This is a genomic window from Blautia sp. An46 (genome assembly GCF_002161645.1).
Taxonomy (GTDB): Bacteria; Bacillota; Clostridia; order Lachnospirales; family Lachnospiraceae; genus Blautia; species Blautia ornithocaccae.
Map to the genome: position 1 here is coordinate 1 of NZ_NFIF01000010.1, position 19,877 is coordinate 19,877.

17 protein-coding genes and 1 other annotated feature are annotated in these 19,877 nt (G+C 45.8%); all 17 genes read left to right on the forward strand.

Translation table 11 applies throughout. From position 1 onward, the window contains the following. The first annotated feature begins 221 nt into the window (after positions 1 to 221). The 17 genes from alaS (at position 222) to B5G00_RS09540 (ending at position 19,396) form a co-directional block, all read left to right on the forward strand. Entirely contained in the window at positions 222 to 2,861 is a 2,640-nt protein-coding gene (gene alaS / locus B5G00_RS09460) for an alanine--tRNA ligase (protein ID WP_087272334.1), read from the forward strand. A 137-nt stretch (positions 2,862 to 2,998) separates the two neighbouring features. Beyond that, positions 2,999 to 3,175: a 30S ribosomal protein S21 gene (rpsU, locus tag B5G00_RS09465; RefSeq protein WP_004222305.1), complete on the forward strand. Its 177-nt coding sequence runs from the start codon at positions 2,999 to 3,001 to the stop codon at positions 3,173 to 3,175. Positions 3,176 to 3,234: 59 nt separating this feature from the next. Further along, positions 3,235 to 4,770: a cardiolipin synthase gene (cls, locus tag B5G00_RS09470; protein ID WP_087272336.1), complete on the forward strand. Its 1,536-nt coding sequence runs from the start codon at positions 3,235 to 3,237 to the stop codon at positions 4,768 to 4,770. A 64-nt stretch (positions 4,771 to 4,834) separates the two neighbouring features. Further along, positions 4,835 to 6,007, forward strand: a complete 1,173-nt coding sequence (locus B5G00_RS09475; protein ID WP_206423785.1) for a D-alanyl-D-alanine carboxypeptidase family protein — start codon at positions 4,835 to 4,837, stop codon at positions 6,005 to 6,007. 142 nt (positions 6,008 to 6,149) lie between these two features. Continuing rightward, the gene (locus tag B5G00_RS09480) at positions 6,150 to 7,508 is read left to right on the forward strand and encodes an MATE family efflux transporter (protein ID WP_087271969.1); all 1,359 of its coding nucleotides are present in this window, start codon (positions 6,150 to 6,152) and stop codon (positions 7,506 to 7,508) included. Positions 7,509 to 7,608: 100 nt separating this feature from the next. Next, positions 7,609 to 8,427, forward strand: coding sequence for a metallophosphoesterase (locus tag B5G00_RS09485; protein ID WP_087271972.1), 819 nt, complete (start codon positions 7,609 to 7,611; stop codon positions 8,425 to 8,427). Next, on the forward strand, positions 8,424 to 9,356 hold the full coding sequence (locus B5G00_RS09490) for an AAA family ATPase (RefSeq protein ID WP_087271975.1): 933 nt from the start codon (positions 8,424 to 8,426) through the stop codon (positions 9,354 to 9,356). The genes B5G00_RS09485 and B5G00_RS09490 overlap by 4 nt, the downstream gene beginning before the upstream one ends. A gap of 1 nt (position 9,357) precedes the next feature. Then, a complete protein-coding gene (locus tag B5G00_RS09495; protein ID WP_087271978.1) occupies positions 9,358 to 10,482 on the forward strand; it encodes a DUF58 domain-containing protein in 1,125 nt (374 codons plus the stop codon). Next, complete coding sequence (locus tag B5G00_RS09500; protein ID WP_087271981.1) at positions 10,479 to 11,702, forward strand: DUF4129 domain-containing protein; 1,224 nt, start codon at positions 10,479 to 10,481, stop codon at positions 11,700 to 11,702. The genes B5G00_RS09495 and B5G00_RS09500 overlap by 4 nt, the downstream gene beginning before the upstream one ends. A gap of 46 nt (positions 11,703 to 11,748) precedes the next feature. Continuing rightward, positions 11,749 to 12,504: a segregation and condensation protein A gene (locus B5G00_RS09505; RefSeq protein WP_087271984.1), complete on the forward strand. Its 756-nt coding sequence runs from the start codon at positions 11,749 to 11,751 to the stop codon at positions 12,502 to 12,504. A gap of 5 nt (positions 12,505 to 12,509) precedes the next feature. Next, entirely contained in the window at positions 12,510 to 13,079 is a 570-nt protein-coding gene (gene scpB, locus B5G00_RS09510; RefSeq protein WP_087271987.1) for an SMC-Scp complex subunit ScpB, read from the forward strand. Between the two features lie 88 nt (positions 13,080 to 13,167). Next, positions 13,168 to 14,397: a D-alanyl-D-alanine carboxypeptidase family protein gene (locus B5G00_RS09515; RefSeq protein ID WP_087271990.1), complete on the forward strand. Its 1,230-nt coding sequence runs from the start codon at positions 13,168 to 13,170 to the stop codon at positions 14,395 to 14,397. 46 nt (positions 14,398 to 14,443) lie between these two features. After that, positions 14,444 to 14,962 carry a nitroreductase gene (locus B5G00_RS09520; RefSeq protein ID WP_087271993.1) on the forward strand — a complete coding sequence of 173 codons (519 nt, stop codon included), beginning with the start codon at positions 14,444 to 14,446 and terminating at the stop codon, positions 14,960 to 14,962. Between the two features lie 13 nt (positions 14,963 to 14,975). Continuing rightward, positions 14,976 to 15,725 carry an arginase family protein gene (locus B5G00_RS09525; RefSeq protein WP_087271996.1) on the forward strand — a complete coding sequence of 250 codons (750 nt, stop codon included), beginning with the start codon at positions 14,976 to 14,978 and terminating at the stop codon, positions 15,723 to 15,725. 83 nt (positions 15,726 to 15,808) lie between these two features. Beyond that, complete coding sequence (gene cooS, locus B5G00_RS09530) at positions 15,809 to 17,692, forward strand: anaerobic carbon-monoxide dehydrogenase catalytic subunit (RefSeq protein WP_087271999.1); 1,884 nt, start codon at positions 15,809 to 15,811, stop codon at positions 17,690 to 17,692. Positions 17,693 to 17,708: 16 nt separating this feature from the next. Then, positions 17,709 to 18,155: a 4Fe-4S dicluster domain-containing protein gene (locus B5G00_RS09535; RefSeq protein WP_087272003.1), complete on the forward strand. Its 447-nt coding sequence runs from the start codon at positions 17,709 to 17,711 to the stop codon at positions 18,153 to 18,155. Positions 18,156 to 18,157: 2 nt separating this feature from the next. After that, entirely contained in the window at positions 18,158 to 19,396 is a 1,239-nt protein-coding gene (locus tag B5G00_RS09540) for an NAD(P)/FAD-dependent oxidoreductase (RefSeq protein WP_087272006.1), read from the forward strand. Positions 19,397 to 19,478: 82 nt separating this feature from the next. Further along, positions 19,479 to 19,732 (forward strand) — a binding site (T-box leader). The last annotated feature ends 145 nt before the right edge of the window (positions 19,733 to 19,877 follow it).

The following is a 19,877-nucleotide window of genomic DNA, read 5'->3' on the forward strand; positions in this document are numbered from 1 at the left end:
TGAAAAAGAAACGATTTGTGATCAGCATGAATCCGGAAGAGTTTTTGGAGCAGGTTTTGAATTTTTAAAAAGTCAATTTTTTTAAATGAGGGAGGAAAAAGATTCATGCGTACGTCGTGGGCTGGGGAGTTTTTGTCTTGAAATACCATTCTGGCTGTGCTATCATAAAAAACAATGACTGCTTAAGAAGAGAATATGGGCAGCAACGGGAGGGAAAAACCGTGAACAAATACGGAGTAAATGAATTAAGAAGAATGTTTTTAGAATTTTTTGAGAGCAAGGGACATCTGGCTATGAAGAGCTTTTCCCTGGTTCCTCACAATGATAAAAGTCTCCTTTTGATCAATTCCGGTATGGCGCCACTGAAGCCATACTTTACCGGAGCAGAGATTCCACCGAGACGGAGAGTGACAACCTGTCAGAAGTGTATCCGTACAGGAGATATCGAGAATGTGGGAAAGACTGCCCGCCACGGCACATTTTTTGAAATGCTGGGAAACTTTTCCTTTGGAGATTATTTCAAGCATGAAGCCATTGCCTGGTCCTGGGAATTCCTGACTGAGGTGGTAGGACTGGATCCGGAAAGACTGTACCCATCTGTTTATCTGGATGACGACGAGGCCTTTGATATCTGGAATAAGGAAATCGGCATACCGGCAGAAAGAATCTACCGTTTTGGAAAAGAAGATAATTTCTGGGAACATGGCGCAGGTCCCTGCGGTCCCTGTTCAGAGATTTACTATGACAGAGGAGAGAAATACGGCTGTGGAAAACCGGGCTGTACTGTAGGATGCGACTGTGACCGCTACATGGAAATCTGGAACAACGTATTTACTCAGTTTGATAATGATGGAGAGGGCCATTATACAGAACTGGAGCAGAAGAATATTGATACCGGTATGGGACTGGAGCGTCTGGCTTCTGTAGTCCAGGATGTAGATTCCATTTTTGATGTGGATACTCTTTGCGCCCTGAGAAATAAGGTATGTGAGCTGGCTCATACAGAGTATAAGAAAGACGAGGAGAAAGATGTTTCCATCCGTCTGATCACAGACCATATCCGTTCTGCTACTTTTATGATTTCAGATGGTATTATGCCTACCAATGAGGGCAGAGGCTATGTTCTCCGCCGTCTGATCCGCCGGGCTGCCCGTCACGGACGCCTTCTGGGAATCCAGGGCAAGTTCCTGGCAGAGTTAAGCGCCACTGTAATTGAAGGTTCCAAGGATGGATATCCGGAACTGGACGAGAAGAAGAGCTTTATCTTCCAGGTACTTACCAAGGAAGAAGAGCAGTTTAATAAAACCATTGACCAGGGTCTCCATATTCTGGGAGAGATGGAAGAGGCCATGGAAAAAGAAGGAAAGAAAGAGCTGTCAGGGGACGATGCCTTTAAGCTTTATGATACCTATGGATTCCCTCTGGATCTGACAAAAGAAATCCTGGAGGAGAAGGGATATACGGTAGATGAAGAAGGCTTTAAAAAATCTATGGATGTCCAGAGAGAAAAAGCCAGAAAAGCCAGAGAAGTTACCAACTATATGGGAGCAGACGCTACAGTATACGACGAGATCGATCCTTCCATTACCACAGAATTTGTAGGATATGACCATCTGGTATGGGATTCAAAAGTAACCGTTTTAACTACCCAGGAAGAGGTAACTGACGCCCTTACTGAGGACCAGAGAGGAACTGTGTTTGTAGAGGAAACTCCTTTCTATGCTACTATGGGCGGACAGGAAGGCGATAAGGGTATTATCACTATAGGAGATGCAGAATTCCAGGTTGAAGACACCATTCATTTAAGAGGCGGAAAAGTAGGACATGTAGGTATCCTTACCAAAGGAATGATCAAGGTAGGGGATGTGGTGACTCTTCATGTAGATGAGGCAGGAAGAGCAGACTGCTGTAAGAACCACAGTGCTACCCATCTGCTGCAGAAAGCCTTAAAAACCGTTTTGGGCTCTCACGTTGAGCAGAAAGGTTCTCTGGTAACTCCTGACAGACTTCGCTTTGACTTTGCTCATTTCCAGGCTATGACCCAGGAAGAATTGGCACAGACAGAAGCACTTGTAAACAAAGAGATTCAGGCAAATCTTCCTGTACAGACAGATATTATGACTATTGACGAGGCTAAGAAGACAGGGGCTATGGCTCTGTTTGGTGAGAAATACGGGGAGAAAGTCCGGGTAGTTTCTATGGGAGACTTCTCAAAAGAGCTTTGTGGAGGTACCCATGTGCCAAATACCGGTGTGATCACAACCTTTAAGATTGTATCAGAAAGCGGAATCGCTGCAGGCGTCCGTCGTATCGAGGCCCTTACCGGCGACGGCGTATTTGCTTACTATAAGGAAATTGAGAAACGCCAGGGAGAGATTGCAGCTATGCTGAAAACTACTCCGGCGGAGATCGAGGAGAAGATTGCCCATCTTCAGGCTGAGGTAAAGGCTCTTCACAGTGAAAACGAATCTTTGAAAGCAAAAATGGCTCAGGATGCTGTAGGAGATGTAATGAGCCAGGTACAGGAAATTAAAGGCGTCAAACTGCTGGCAACAGCCCTTGAAGATGTAGATATGAACGGTCTGAGAGATCTGGGCGACCAGTTAAAGGAAAAACTGGGCGAAGGTGTTGTTGTTTTAGCCAGCGTTAACGGTGGAAAAGTAAACCTTCTGGCAATGGTTACAGATCAGGCACAGAAAACAGGTGCCCATGCCGGAAATCTGATTAAAGGTATTGCGGCTATTGTAGGCGGAGGCGGCGGAGGCCGTCCGAATATGGCCCAGGCAGGTGGAAAAAATCCGGATAAAGTACCGGAAGCATTAAAGGCTGCAGGGAATATTTTGGCGGACCAGATAAAATAATGCAGGTTTTTAAGAAAAATTAATTCAAACCAGTTGACGTACGGGAAAAATCTGCTATAATGGTTTGTGTGCAAAAAAATACCCAGACAGTTGTATTATGCACAATTTACAGCTGGAGGGAGGTTAGGTGTGAGACTATGTCAAACGTAATCGTAAAAGAGAACGAGACTTTGGATAGCGCTTTACGTCGTTTCAAGCGTAGCTGTGCTAAGGCCGGCATTCAGCAGGAAATCCGTAAAAGAGAGCATTACGAGAAACCTAGTGTTCGTCGTAAGAAAAAATCTGAAGCAGCTAGAAAACGTAAATATAATTAATGTGCAGTAAAAGCCTCTGGAGCATACCAGAGGCTTTCTTACTTGACAAGGACAGATTTATGAAAAAGTTAGTAGACTTGTTATCCAACAGGCTGTTTGTTACAATAGTGGCGGTGCTTCTGCAGCTGGCCTGGATTTTTGCTCTGCTGTGGGGAGTGGGGGCTTTTTCCGGACACTTGATGAACCTGATCAATGTACTGAGCCTGATTTTGGTATTGTGGATAGTTAATAAAAAGAGCAATCCTTCCTATAAGCTGGCCTGGAGTATATTGATCCTGGCGGTGCCGGTCTTTGGCGTAATCATTTACCTTCTGTTTGGCCAGTCAAGAGTGGCTGGAAAAATGACCCAGGATTCCCAGACAGTAATGAAGAAAATCGCCAATTATTTTAAAGAGGATAAAAAGACCAGGGAGGCCCTGGAGAACACAGATCTGGGAGCCTCCATACAGTCTGCCTATATCCGGGATTTTGCAGGATTTCCTGTTCAGGGGAATACTACCACAAAGTATTACTCTGTGGGAGACGACATGTTCATCGATATGCTGGAAGATATGAAAAAAGCAGAGCATTATATTTTCCTGGAATATTTTATTATCCGGGAAGGCAGGATGTGGGGAGCGATCCTGGATGTTTTGGAAGAGAAAGTAAAACAGGGAGTGGATGTCCGACTTATATATGATGACATGGGCTGTGTAAATACCCTTCCCCATAAATATTATAAAAAGCTTCAGGCAAAGGGGATAAAATGTGCGGCATTTAATCCGGTAAGACCCATTCTGAATATTGTGCTGAATAACCGAGACCACAGAAAAATACTGGTAATTGATGGACACACCGGCTATACAGGAGGGCTCAACCTGGCAGATGAGTATATCAATGAGCTGGAGAGGTTTGGTCACTGGAAGGATACAGGGGTGCGGCTCTATGGTCAGGGTGTATGGAACCTTACGGTAATGTTCCTCCAGATGTGGTCAGTGATTACCAGGACCCAGGTTCAGTTTCCGGCTTATGGGCCATATATTTATCATACAGAGGAATTTGAAAATGATGGCTTTGTCCAGCCTTACGGAGATTCTCCTCTGGACGGGGAAGTAGTAGGAGAAAATGTATATCTGAATATGATTAATCAGGCTAAGAAATATGTATATATTTCTACGCCCTACCTGATTATAGATAATGAGATGATGACTGCTCTCTGTCTGGCTTCCAAGAAAGGGGTAGATGTTCGGATCATCACTCCTGGAATACCGGATAAGAAGATGGTATTTTTGCTGACACAGTCTTACTATGAGCAGCTGATCAGTGCAGGGGTAAGGATTTATGAATATACACCGGGATTTATTCATGCAAAGAACTTTGTCTGTGATGACGAGTTTGCGGCAGTGGGAACCATTAATCTGGATTACCGAAGTCTTTATCTGCATTTTGAATGCGGTGTATGGATGTACCAGAGCCAGGCAGTTGGCCAGGTAAAAGAGGATATGCTGAGGACTTTCGAGATTAGTGAAGAAATTACCCTTGATTGGTGCCTGAAACAAAATGTGGTCCGCAGGGCAGGGCAGAGTATTCTCCGGCTATTTGCTCCAATGCTTTAAAAAATTGCATATTTTACTGCTGCTTTGCTTACAATAATCTAAGAGGATTTTTGGAGCGCATTGTATGACAGGGAAAGCGGCGGGAGTTATCATGGCAGGGATTCTTATGATCTCTGCCATATTTGCAGGAGGAACGGTGTCTGTAAAGGCAGAAGGGGAGGAGCTGATCACATCTCCCCACGGAGTTCTAATGGAGGCCTCTACAGGACAGATTATTTACGAAAAAGATATGGATACGCAGGTGAAACCTGCCAGTATCACAAAGATTATGACACTTCTTCTGATCTTTGACGAATTGGCGAAAGGAACCATACATATGGAGGACCAGGTGGTTACCAGCGCTTATGCAAAATCTATGGGAGGCTCGCAGGTCTTTCTGGAAGAAGGAGAAAAACAGACTGTGGAGACCATGATTAAATGTATCGTCATAGCTTCCGGCAACGATGCCAGTGTGGCCATGGCAGAGCACATTGCAGGCAGCGAGGGAGAATTTGTCAAAAGAATGAATGAACGTGGGGCAGGACTTGGCATGGAGAATACCCATTTTGAGGATTGCTGCGGGCTGACAGAATCGGATAATCATTATACCAGCGCCCATGATGTAGCCATTATGTCCAGGGAACTGGTGACCAGATATCCCAAAGTCCTGGAATATTCCTCTGTGTGGATGGAAAACATTACCCATGAGACGGACAAAGGAACTTCTGAATTTGGGTTGACCAATACGAATAAATTGATTCGCAGCTATGACGGCTGCGTGGGACTGAAGACCGGAAGTACCAGTGTGGCAAAATACTGTGTCAGCGCTGTGGCTCAGAGAGATGGCATTACATTGATCAGTGTAGTCATGACGGCTCCAGATTATAAGGTGCGTTTTACCGATGCGGCAGCTATGCTGAATCTTGGCTTTGGAAGCTGCCAGCTTTATACAGACAGCGAACCGGAAGGGCTGCCCCAAATACCTGTAGAGGGAGGGGTGGAAGAACAGGTTCCCTGTGAGTATAAGGAAGAATTCCGATATCTGGATACCACGGGAGCCTCTCTTGAAAATGTGGAAAAGAAAATTGTGCTTCCCGAATCTGTGCAGGCCCCGGTGGCTCAGGGGGATAAGGCAGGAACAGCGGAATATTATCTGGATGGGGAAAAGATCGGCAGTGTAGACCTGATTTTCAGTCAGGACTGCAGGGAAGCTGGTTATACAGACTGCCTGAAAAAGGTTTGGGATATTTTTTTATAAAAATACCTATTGCAAGCCTTTACTTTTTATACTATAATGACCAGGCTGTAAACGAGCTGTCGCATTAATCAAAATCAAGAATATTTTTAATGTGACAGTTCCTTGAGCTAGAAATACAGGAGTATAAGTATTTGGAGATAGCATGGCAAGAAAAGAATTACAGATTGATATGACGGCTGGAAACCCGGCTAAAATTATTTTGAATTTTACTATACCGATTTTTATAGGAAATATTTTTCAACAGTTTTATAACATGGCGGATACCATCATTGTAGGAAAATTTGTGGGAACGGGGGCCTTGGCTGCCGTTGGAAGTGTTGGCACCATTGTCTTTCTGATCATCGGATTTCTTCAGGGACTGACAGCAGGATTTTCTGTACTGACTGCCCAGCGTTTTGGCGCGGGAGATATGGAAAACATGAGAAAATCCGTGGGCACCGCCTGCATTTTATCTCTGATCATTACAGTGGTGATGACGGCGGGAAGTATGCTGAGTATGAATTGGCTCCTTCATTTTATGAATACGCCGGAGGATATTTTTGCGGATGCTTATGCCTATATCATGATCATCTGCGGAGGAATTGCTGCCACTGTGCTTTATAATCTTCTTTCCGGAATCCTCCGTGCTTTGGGAGACAGCAAGACACCGTTATACTTTCTGATATTGTCTGCAGTGCTGAATATAGGACTTGACTTATTTTTGATCATTGTTTTTCATATGGGTGTAGCAGGAGCTGCCTATGCAACGGTAATCTCCCAGGGCGTATCCGGTATAGGATGTCTGATTTATATTATAAAAAAGGTGCCTCTTCTGAGGATGAAGAAGGAAGATTTCCGGCCAAGAGGATATCTGGTAAAGATGGAGATGGCAGTGGGATTTCCTATGGCTCTTCAGTATTCTATTACTGCAGTAGGAACTATGATGGTCCAGTCTTCCCTGAATCTGCTGGGCTCTTTGTCCGTGGCAGCATTTACTGCAGCCAATAAGATTGAATCCATAGGAACCCAGGCATATGTGGCATTAGGGACTACTATGGCAACTTATTGTGCGCAGAATATCGGAGCCGGAGATATAAAGAGAATCCGTCAGGGATTTAGAAATGCTACAGTTATGGGCTGTGTTTATGGTGTTATCCTGGCTGTTCCCATGATGACGGTAGGAAAATATCTGGCATACCTTTTTGTTTCTCAGGATGTAGAAGCTATTATTGGCCAGGTAGACATTTATTTGAAATGTGTGGGACTGTTTCTGATTCCTCTGACTGTGGTGAATGTTTACCGCAACGGGATTCAGGGAATGGGATATGGATTTTTGCCTATGCTGGCAGGTGTTGCAGAACTTTTAGGAAGAGGCGCCGTAGCTTTCTGGGCAGCAGGGCAGAGAAGTTATGTGGGGGCCTGCATGGCCAGTCCCATAGCCTGGATATTGGCAGGAAGTCTGCTGCTGGTTATGTATTTTCGGATTATGAAGAGTCAGAGCAGATACGGGAATTTAGAATGAGGATTAAAATAGAGAGAACAGGAGGGAGGGCCTTTTGGGTTCTCTCTTTCTTTTTACAAAGAAATGCGGTAAGATATAAGAAAATTTGAGAGGTAAAAAAGTGAAGAAATTTGTTACAGTAAAATACCAAATAGATTCAGATAAAATAAAGTGTCCTTTTACTGTAGTCATGGTCAGTGACCTGCACAATGTGGTCTTTGGAGAAAAGAACAGCCAGCTTCTGAAAAAAATCGGGGAGATTGCTCCAGATTTTCTGGTGATTGCAGGAGATCTGGTCCTGGGCAAGCCGGAAGCTTCCCTGAAAGAGCCAGAGGAATTTTTAAAACAGGCGCTGAAGATTGCCCCTGTTTTTTACGCTCCAGGCAATCATGAGCAGAGAATGAAGCTTTATCCCCAGACTTATGGAAAGGCTTATATAGGCTATGAGAAAAGGATTCAGAGAATGGGCGTAAAGCTCTTGGAAAACCGGACGGAAATCATACAGATAAAAGGTCAGGATGTGGCGGTTACAGGTCTGGAGCTGCCCTATGAATATTATCTGAAAAGAAAGCAGAAGACATTGGAGAAGAGAGAACTTACCAGACTTCTGGGAAAGCCGAAAAAGGACTGCTTCCAGATTCTCCTTGCCCATACGCCAAAATATGGAAAGACTTATCTAGAGTGGGGAGGAGATCTGATTTTTTCCGGCCACTATCATGGAGGTATGGTCCGGCTGCCTTTTTTCGGAGGTGTGGTCAGTCCGGACCTGCGGCTTTTCCCAAGATTCTCCCATGGGAAATTTACACAGGAAGACAGGCATCTTATCGTAGGAGCAGGACTGGGGGAACATACCATACCCCTTCGGATATTTAACCCCAGAGAACTGGTGGTTGTTTGTTGCACCCCAAAGGATGGACAGGAGAAAGGAAAGACAAAATGAGCAGAGAGAGTTTAAAAGCTATCGGAGATAATATAGAAAAGGTAATTATAGGAAAGAGGGATGTTATCGATCTCATACTTGCCGCAATAGTATCTCAGGGACATGTGCTGCTGGAGGATGTGCCTGGTACGGGAAAGACCAAGCTGGCCAAGGCTCTGGCAAGATCTGTGGAAGGGAGATTTTCCCGTATTCAGTTTACTCCGGATTTACTGCCATCGGATGTGACAGGTATGAATTATTATAACCAGAAAGAAGGGGAGTTTCGTTTTAAACCGGGACCAGTGTTCTGCCACGTGCTGCTGGCGGACGAAATCAACCGGGCAGCACCCCGTACCCAGTCCAGTCTTCTGGAATGTATGGAGGAAAAGCAGGTAACTACGGAAGGAGAAACCAGAAAGCTGGAGGCTCCCTTTTTTGTTATCGCAACTCAGAATCCCATTGAAAATGCAGGAACCTTTCCCCTTCCTGAAGCCCAGATGGACCGTTTTCTCATGAGACTGTCTCTGGGAATGCCAACCAGAGAAGAAGAACTCCAGATTCTGGAGCGTTTTGAAAGAGCGGACCCTCTGGACAGTCTGGAGCCGGTGAGCACGGTGGAAGAGCTGAGAAAAGACCAGGAGGAATATAAAAAGGTTTATGTACATCCGGAGCTGAAAGGCTATCTGACAGATATCTGCGAGAGGACCAGAAATATGGGAGAAATCCTTGGAGGGGTCAGCCCCAGAGGAACCATAGCTCTTTACCAGGCTGTACGGGCCTGGGCCTATATCCAGGGAAGAGAGTATGTGGTTCCTGAAGATATTAAGAAGCTGGCTGTGCCGGTGCTTTCTCACCGTCTGATCCTGGGCGGAGGCTTTCTGAAGGGGGAAGAGCTGATTCGCCGGATATTGAAAGAGACTGACGTACCAACGGAAGAATGGGGAAAATGAGATGATTTTTTTGCTCATACTGGCAGGAGGGATACTGGCCCAGTTCCTGGCAGGAATATATTATGAAAAAAACTGGAGAAAAGGACTGAAAGTGGAGGTCCATTTCCAAGGGGAGCCTATCTTTCAGGGAGAAGAAGGCTTTCTTACCGAAACCATAGAAAATGCCAAAAGGCTGTTTCTGCCAACCCTTCAGGCAGGATTTTCCGTAAGCAGGAATCTTTCTTTTGGACAGGAAGAGAATACCAGTATGTCGGATCAGAGCTATAAAAGGGATATTTTTTCCGTTATGGGGAGACAGAGGATTATCCGCCAGGTCCCTTTTATGGCTGTAAGGCGGGGATACTACGAAATACAGAAAGTGGACCTGGTAACCAGGGGAATCCTTTTGAATGGAGAGATGTATCATACGGTTCCTGCCAGTACATATCTCTATGTATATCCTAAAAGACTTTCAGGAGAAAACTGGGAAATGCTTTTTCGGCGGATTTCAGGAATCTACGAGTCCAGAAAAAGACTTCTGGAGGATCCCTTTCAGTTTCGCGGCATCCGGGAGTATACCCCGGAAGACCCTATGAATAAGATTAACTGGAAGGCCAGTGCCAGGACCGGCAGTCTTATGGTGAACCAGTTAAACTCAGCGGTGTCTGGCAATGTGTATATTCTTTTAGATGTGGAAGATGAGACGGTATGGAAATATGAGGAAATCCATGAAGAAGGAATCCGTCTGGCTGCAGCTGCAGCGGAATATTTTTTATCCAGAGGGATTGATGTAGGACTGATTACCAATGGAAAAGACTGCAAAGAAAAGTCCGAGATTTTTCTGGCCGGACAGTCTGGCAGAGGACAGAGGGAAAAACTTTTTCAATGTCTTTCCAGGATTGATCTGGGACAAGACTGCAGGAAATTTTCCGACTGCCTGGAGGGAAAAAAGGAGTTTCTTTTATCAAGAGAAAGCCTCTGCATTCTCATTACAAAAAATCAGTATGGAGAGCTGGAAGAGATTATGGCAGAACTGGGAGAAAAAAATCAGGGTAGCGTTTATCTGGCTACGCTGTATTCAGAGATGGAGCTGAAAATAAAAAGAAAACAAAGGATGGAAGTCCTTCGCTGGGAGGTGAAGAGATGAAGGAAGACAAAATTCTGAAAATATATGGCTTTCTTCACCTGTGGCTTTTTATGACAGGCATTCTTCTTCTACTTCTGCATTTGGGAGATGGGTTATATGCAGGAACTCCGGTAAAGATTTTCTGCATGCTCATATCTGCCCCGGTCTTCCGGGAAGTATCGATGAGAGGAAAGAAAATCTGGAGTTATCTGGCTGTATCATTTTTGATTCTGGCAGGTTTCTGGCTTTTGGGAAAGGCGGGATGGGAAAGAGGCTGTCTTCTTCTGGGTGTCCTTTTCTTTCTGACCCTGTTTTTTGTACAGAGGATAAAGGGGAACAGAAAGGCTTTTTTTCGGCCTTCTTATCCCTGCCTGCTGGTTTTTGCACTGGAATATATTTTTGCTCTGGAGTATGGGCTGGAAATCTTTCAGAATGTGTTTCTGGTCTTTGCCGGGTGTTATTGGCTTTTGATTCTGTGGTGCCGGAACAGGGAAGGTTTTCTGGAATACTGCGGCGCTCATGAAAAATTATACCGGTTTCCAAAACAGGGAATTGCTTATGGAAACCGGCTGATGCTGATCTTTCTCACAGGACTGACTGTGGGCTGCATGGTTATCCTGCCTTTTCTGGAAATTGACAGGGGAATCCTGGCTGTACTGGAGCTGCTGAGGCGGTTTCTGGCGATGCTCCTGTCTGGTGAAAGAGAAGCTCCGGAGCCGGAAGAACTGCCCCAGGAGGATATGGGAGCCCAGCCCCCTTTTCTGGGAGCCGGAGAAGAACCCTCTCCTCTGCTGACAGCTATTTGGGAAGTGCTGGAAAAAATATTAATCGCAGCATTCGTTCTGGCCATCCTGGGAGGAATCTGTGTGTTTCTTTACTGGTTGTATAGGAAATATAACAGTGAGACTGAAGTCAATGGGGATATACTGGAAAGCCTGGATGTTTCCAGAAAGGAAAAGACTGAGAAACTGGGAAAAAGCCGGATGCCGAGGTTGGGATTCTTTTGGGGCAGGACGCCTGAGGCCAGAATACGGAAATCTTACCGGCAAAAAATTATGAGAGAAGGGAAACCTTCTGCCGTCTTCACCCCCATGGAACTGGAGGAAGCAGCAGGTCTTCCAGAAGGGGAGGAAAGAGAAGAGTTTCACAGCCTTTACGAAAAGGCCAGATACGGAAATGCTCCCTGCTCCCAGGAAGAGGCCAGGCGCATGGGGGAGCTGGAGAGGGTGGACTTTTCCTGAAAAATAGTGTAGAATGGCACATAGCGAAAAAAAGAGGTAAGGAAATATGGGAACTGGAATTCCGGTAAAACTCCAGGTGTTTGAAGGTCCTCTGGATCTTCTTCTCCATCTGATCGAGAAAAATAAAGTGAATATCTATGATATACCGATTGCTGAGATCACAGATCAGTACATGGAGTATATCCATCAGATGCAGCAGGAAGACCTGAATATCATGAGTGAGTTTATGGTAATGGCAGCAACGCTGATTTCTATCAAGTGCCGGATGCTCCTGCCGAAAGAGGTAAACGAAGAGGGAGAGGAAGAGGACCCAAGGGAGGAACTGGTCCGTCAGCTCCTGGAATATAAGATGTATAAATACATGTCCTATGAACTCCGGGATCGAATGGCGGCAGCGGCGAAAAATGTGTATAAAGCCCCTACGGTTCCCAAGGAAGTACTGGCCTACAGAGAACCGGTGGACCCGGAAGAACTTCTGAAGGGCATTACCTTGGCAAAACTCAATGATATTTTCCAGAGCGTTATCCGCAGACAGGAGGATAAGGTAGACCCTATCCGGAGCAAATTTGGAAAAATCGAGAAGGAAGAGATCAGTCTTCCTGACAAAATGGAAGAGGTAGAGGACTATGCAAGGAGCCACAGATACTTCGGCTTTCGAGATCTGCTCTCAAGACAGTCCAGCAAGGTCCAGGTGATCGTTACCTTTCTTTCCATCCTGGAATTGATGAAGATGGGAAAAATCCGTATCAGCCAGAAAGAAACTTTCGGGGAAATTTATATTGAAAGCTGCATGAAAGGATAGAATCAATGGAACTGAAAAAAATCGAGGGTGCCATAGAGGCCATACTCTTTGCCATGGGAGACGCAGTATCATTAAGAGATATTGCCAAGACTATTGGTCATGATATGGAAACTACGAAAAAAATCATTCGAAATATGATGCTGAAATATCAGACAGAAGACAGAGGCATTAAGATCATTGAGCTGGAAGACTCCTTTCAGATGTGTTCAAAGGAAGAATACTATGATTATCTGGTGGCCATGGCACTTCAGCCTAAGAAGGCGGTTCTGTCCGATGTCATGTTGGAGACTCTGTCCATTATTGCTTATAAGCAGCCTGTTACAAAACTGGAGATTGAGAAAATCCGGGGCGTGAAAAGTGACCATGCAGTGAATAAGCTGGTTGAATACGGACTGGTGAGAGAGGTAGGCCGTCTGGATGCTCCGGGAAGACCGATTTTGTTTGGGACCACAGAGGAATTTCTCAGAAATTTTGGCGTTCAGGGTCTGGACGACCTGCCGGAGATCGATCCGGTACAGATTGAAGATTTTAAAGCAGAGGCAGAGGAGGAGATCCAGCTTCAGCTTGATGTTTAAAGAGATACTGCAGACGGGAGGAAGACCTGTTTGTGGTATCTTTTTTTGGGCCTGTTCATAACCTTTATAATAAGAAGGAGAGACAGGTATGAAAAAAGCTGGGAAAATATGGATAATAGGAATTCTGATCTGCCTGGAGATCATTCTTCTTCCCTGGCAGGTCTATGGAGAAGAAGTTCAGGAGCCGGACAGCCTGTATGCCCTGTCTGCAGTGCTCATGGACGGTGATTCAGGAAGGGTACTCTTTGAAAAGAACGGGGAGGAACAGAGACCAATGGCCAGTACCACTAAAGTGATGACCTGTATTCTGGTACTGGAATCGGGAAGGACAGGGGAGACAGCCCAAACTTCTGCCTATGCCGCATCTATGCCGGAAGTGCATATGGGAGCCAGAGAGGGCGAGAGTTATGGCGTCAGAGATCTTCTCTATGCCCTGATGCTGGAAAGTTACAATGACGCAGCGGTGATCCTGGCAGAGCATATCGGGGGAAGCACAGAAGGATTTGCAGATATGATGAACGAGAAAGCCAGGGAAATCAGCTGTGAGGATACATGGTTTATCACCCCCAATGGCCTGGACGCCCAGGCAGAAACAGAAGAAGGGGTAAAGATACATTCTACCACAGCAGAAGATCTGGCCAGAATCCTTCGCTACTGCATAAGAGAATCTTCTGCCAGGGAAGAGTTTCTGGAAATTACCCGTACGCCGTCTTACACTTTTACAGACTCTTCAGGAAACAAAACCATCTCCTGCACCAACCACAATGCTTTTCTGAGCATGATGGAAGGGGCGTTGACGGGAAAAACGGGATTTACCGCAGATGCAGGCTACTGTTATGTAGGGGCTCTTGAGAGAGAGGGCAGGACTTTGATCGTGGCCCTGCTGGGCTGCGGCTGGCCTAACAATAAAAATTATAAATGGTCAGATACCAGAAAGCTGATGGAATACGGACTGGAAAACTATACCTGGCAGAGCTTTGCCCAGGCTGAACTTCCTCAGATTCCACAGTATCTGCCGGTAGAAAATGGACAGACGGAGATACTGGGAGTCCCGGCCCAGGTGGCGGTTTCCCTGGAGGAACTTTCTCAGGAAGAAGGAATGCTCATCAGGAAAGACGAAAAACTGGAGGCGGTTGTGGAGATAGAGCAGAGCCTTCAGGCACCAGTAAAAGAAGGAGAAAAAGCCGGAGAGATTTTATATCAGGTAAATGGTCAGACCTGGAAGACCAGGGAGATCCATACGGCGGCTTCTCTGGAAAAAATTGATTTTCCCTGGTGTCTGGAGGAGACCTTAAAGAGACTGGTATTTGCTCCGTGACCGTGATAAAATAGTTATAAAACTACGAATATAGGAGGAATGGATGATGAATGCAGCTATGGAAAATATTCTTACAAGAAGAAGTGTCAGAGCCTTTGAGGAGAAAGAAATCCCCAGAGAAGAACTGGAGCAGATTGCAAAAGCTGCGATCTATGCGCCAAGTGGACAGAACAAACAAACCTGGAAGATAACTGTAGTTACAGACCGGACTAAGATCCAGGCACTGGCAAAGGCTGTAGGAGAAAAACTGGGAAGAGAGGGGTATGATATGTACAGTCCGCAAGTCCTGGTAATCCCTTCCAATGATAGAGATAATCACCACTCTCAGGATGATAATGCCTGTGCTATGGAAAACATTATGCTGGCGGCCCATTCCTTCGGAATTGGTTCTGTTTGGATCAATCAGGTAAGAGATGTCTGCGACGTCCAGGAAGTGAGAGCTATTTTGAGAGGCTGGGAGATCCCGGACAATCATGTGATATTTGGAATCGCTGCCCTGGGATATGCGAAGACTCCTGTTACTCAGAATCCTGAGAAAAAAGGGCAGATACATTTTGTGGATTAAGGATAGAAACAAGATGAAACCAATCATAATGGACTTTTCCGGCATCTACCGGGAAGAAAATTTTTTGAAAGAGGAAGAGGCTTTGTGGCTGGATTTTCGAAAGCTTCAGGGAGTAAACTGTTACTGTACCCAGGAGGCAGAGGATGAGATTAAAGAAAAGATTTACAGTCTGCCTTTTCAGGGAATCCATTTTCTGGATTCCGGCAATTATCATTACCTTACAAAATTCTGGCTGGAGAAAATCCAGAAGCCTTTTTCCCTTCTGGTATTCGACAATCATACAGATATGCAGGAGGCAGCCTTTTTCGGGCTGCTTTCCTGCGGCAGCTGGGCTGGAGAGGTCCTGGAAAGCCATACATTCCTTTCCAGTATGTGTGCAGCAGGCCCTCCTGAAAAAGCCTTTGAAGAATATCATGGCCCAGGCAGGGAGAAACTGACCTGCATCAGCAGGGAAGAACTGTCGATAAAGGGAGAAAATCTCTTTCTGGAATTTCTGGAGACAAATAGAGACGTGCCTTTGTACATCTCTATAGATAAAGATGTTTTAAGAGAAGAGGATGCCAGGACCAACTGGGACCAGGGAGTGCTTTCTCTGGAACAACTTTTAAAATGGCTGGAACTGGCCTTTGAAAAAAGGAAAATCTTGGGAGTAGATATCTGTGGAGAAAATCCTCCGGATACAGCCAGGCCTCTTTCAGGAGAAGAGCTGAAGATTAATTCCCGGACAAACAGAGAACTGTTATCCTTTTTAAAAAATAAATAAAAAAGCAAGTTATACTTGACTAATTTAATCCAAATTCGTTATAATTTTAACATACAATTATTTACATAGGAGGAATTTAAGAAATGAACCAGTGTTATGGATGCAATACCTGTGCCAGTGCAGACAAGCCTTTGGAGGGATTTATCCGCAGCCTTCCCATGGAGACTTCTCATCACAGAGTAGAAGGACAGAGCACCAAATGCGGCTTCGGCCTTCAGGGTGTGTGCTGCCGTCTCTGCGCTAACGGCCCATGCCGGATCACACCAAAAGCTCCCAAAGGAATCTGCGGTGCTACTGCAGATGTTATCGTGGCAAGAAACTTCCTGCGGGCAGTTGCCAGCGGTTCCGGCTGCTATATCCACATTGTAGAAAATACAGCTCTGAATGTGAAGAAAACAGCTGAGATCAAGGGAGAGATCAAAGGGGAGAAATCCCTGGCAAAACTGGCAGAGATTTTCGGTGTACAGGGAACCGACAAGTGGGATACTGCAAAACAGGTAGCCCAGATGGTCCTGGACGATCTGTATAAACCGGAATACGAAAAAATGGAACTGGTAGAAAAAATGGCTTACGGCCCCAGATTTAAGAGATGGCAGGAACTGAATATCCTTCCCGGAGGAGCCAAAGGCGAAGTGTTCCATGGCGTGGTGAAATGTTCCACAAACCTGAATTCTGACCCTGTAGATATGTATACAGACTGCCTGAAACTGGGTATTTCCACAGGTATCTACGGACTGACACTGACAAACCTGCTGAACGACGTACTTTTAGGAGAACCGGAACTTCGCATGGCACCGGTAGGCCTTCGTGTGATTGACCCGGATTATATCAACATTATGATCACAGGACATCAGCACACGATTTTCGTAGATCTTCAGGAGAGACTTACTTCCAAAGAAGCTGTTGCAAAAGCTCAGGCAGCAGGAGCCAAAGGCTTTAAGCTGGTTGGCTGTACCTGCGTGGGACAGGATCTTCAGCTTAGAGGCGCTCATTATACAGAAGTATTTGACGGCCATGCAGGAAACAACTACACCAGTGAAGCTGTTCTTGCCACAGGCGGCATTGACGCTGTTCTTTCTGAGTTTAACTGTACTCTTCCAGGCATTGAGCCTATCTGTGATGAACTGATGATCAAACAGATCTGTCTGGATGATGTAGCAAAGAAGGCCAATGCAGAGCTGAAACCTTTCAAATTTGAAGAGAGAGAAAAACAGAGCGAAGAGATTATTGACGAGATCGTAGAAGCTTATAAAGCAAGAAGAGGCAAAGTAACCATGAATCTTCAGCCGGAACATGGAAACGACCACACTCTTACCGGTGTTTCCGAAGGTTCCTTAAAGGAATTCCTGGGAGGAAACTGGAAACCTCTTATCGACCTTATCGTATCCGGAGATATTAAAGGTGTTGCCGGCGTGGTAGGATGCTCCAACCTGACAGCAGGGGGCCATGACGTTCTTACAGTAGACCTGGTAAAAGAACTGATCTCCAGAGACATTATCGTTCTCACAGCAGGATGTTCTTCAGGGGGAATCGAAAACTGCGGTCTGATGACGCCGGAAGCAGCAAAACTGGCAGGACCAAAGCTCCGTGCAGTCTGCGAAAAACTGAATATTCCTCCAGTGCTGAACTTTGGTCCATGTCTGGCTATCGGACGTCTGGAAATCGTTGCCACAGAGCTGGCAGAAGCTCTGGGAATCGATATTCCTCAGCTTCCGCTGGTACTTTCTGCCGCACAGTGGCTGGAAGAGCAGGCTCTGGCAGACGGATGCTTCGGCCTGGCCCTGGGACTGCCCCTTCATTTAGGACTGCCGCCTTTCGTTACAGGAAGCGATCTGGCAGTGAAACTTCTTACGGAAGATATGAAGAGCCTTACCGGCGGACAGGTGATCATTAACCCGGACGCTAAGGCAAGTGCAGATATCCTGGAAAAGATCATTGAGGAGAAACGTGCAGGTTTAAATATTTAAAAGACAGGAGCCTAAGATGAAGAGAATAATGATAGACGCCTCGAAATGCGACGGCTGCAAGAGCTGCTCCGTGGCATGTATGCAGGCCCACAGAAAAGATGAAGGCGATGTCTATACACTGGATCTCACAGACATTGCCAATGAGACCAGGAATTTTATCTATAAAAATCCTGATGGAAGTTATACTCCGGTGTTCTGCAGACACTGTGACCAGCCGGAGTGTGTCATGTCCTGTATGAGCGGCGCTCTTGCCAAAGACCCGGAAACAGGCCATGTACAGTACGATGAGAAGAAGTGCGGTTCCTGCTTTATGTGCGTGATGAACTGTCCTTACGGCGTACTGAAACCTGATGACAGCACCCGCAGCAAGGTGATCAAATGTGATTTCTGCATTGACAAGGGAGAAGATCCCAGCTGCGTAAAGGCCTGTCCAAAGCAGGCTATCTGGGTTGAGGAGGTGTAGAGATGGAATATGTGATCTTAGGAGCAGGAGCAGCAGGCATTACTGCTGCAAAGACTATCCGGAAAGCAGACAAAAATGGAAAGATTACGGTGATCTCTACAGATACTCAGGTACATTCCAGATGTATGCTTCATAAATATCTCAGTCACGAAAGAGATGCTGCAGGGATCAGCTTTGTGGATCCGGACTTTTTCGAGAAAAATCAGATCACCTGGCTGCAGGGAAAAACCGTAAACCGTCTGGATACCCAGGGGAAAAAGGTTTATACCGACCAGGGAGATGAAGTAAGCTATGACCGTCTTCTCATTGCCACAGGAGCAGAGAGCTTTATCCCACCGGTGGGAAATTTAAGAGAAGCTGAAAATGTTTTCGGACTCCGTCATTTAAGAGACGCCCAGGCTATTGATGAGCTAGCCAAGGATGCGGAAAATATTGTGATCATCGGTTCCGGTCTGGTTGGTCTGGATGCAGCCTATGGTCTGATGGAGACTGGAAAGAAAGTATCCATTGTAGAGATGGCAGACCAGATCCTGCCCGTACAGCTTGATAAGACGGCGGCTTTTGAATATCAGAAACGCTTTGAAGGAGCAGGAGCCCGGTTCTATCTGGGAAGAAAGGCTGCGGACACCATTATGGGAGAAGATAAGAACATTCATGAGATTGTCCTGGATAATGGAGAAAAGCTGGCCTGTGACCTGATCATTGTGGCTGCCGGCGTCCGGTCTGCAGTTGCAGGAATGGAAGGAGAAGGGATCGTCATTGACCGTGGAATTAAGGTAGACGATTATCTTCAGACAGGAGCCGAAGGAGTATATGCGGCAGGTGATGTAACCGGCCTTTCCGGTATCTGGCCAAACGCTCAGAAGCAGGGAGAAACGGCGGCTCTGAATATGTGCGGTTCTCATGTAGAATACACAGACCGTTATGCCATTAAGAATACCATTAACTTCTTCGGACTGGTTTCTATGTGTGTAGGTGTGATCCTTCCTCAGGAGGGCGATGTGGTCATTGCCAGAGAGGATTCCAGAAACTACAAACGTGTAGTCCTTCGGGATGGAAAGGTAGTTGGCGTTCTTCTCCAGGGAGATATTTCCCACGGCGGAATATGGCAGTATCTGATCAAAAATCAGATTTCCATATCCGGGATCCAGAAAGATATCTTTGACCTGAACTTCGGAGATTTCTATGGTATTAAGGACAATGGAGAATACCAGTGGAGAATGAAAGCCATAAGCAGATAAACCGGATTACTGCGTCATTGCAAGTTGTTAAAGTGCCCTTGACAAAGCCGGCAAGGTTTCTGTATACTGGTCTTCGTAAATGAGAAAAGCGAAGATGGGAACAAGTAGTATGCAGAGAGACCTACAGAAAGGAGCCGGCAGATGAGAGGCCCAGGAGAACTGCAGTGCGAATACCTCCCGGAGCTTCACACCGAAAAGCAATGAGTAGGCTGTGACGTTTTGGTGTACGTTACAACACTTTGAGTATCGCGTAAGCTGTACTTGCAGAGGCAGGCAGTGTGAGCTGTCTGTGAATAAAGGTGGTAACACGGGAATCTATAAGCTCTCGTCCTTTTGTAACAGGAAGGACGGGGGCTTTTTATCATTGTGGGGACTGCCCTGTAAAAGTTTTGCAGAATATTTACTATGTTTTCTTGAACAGTCTGGGGGAGCTATCGCATTAAACAAAATCGAGAATATTTATGTATTTTATTGCTCAGTC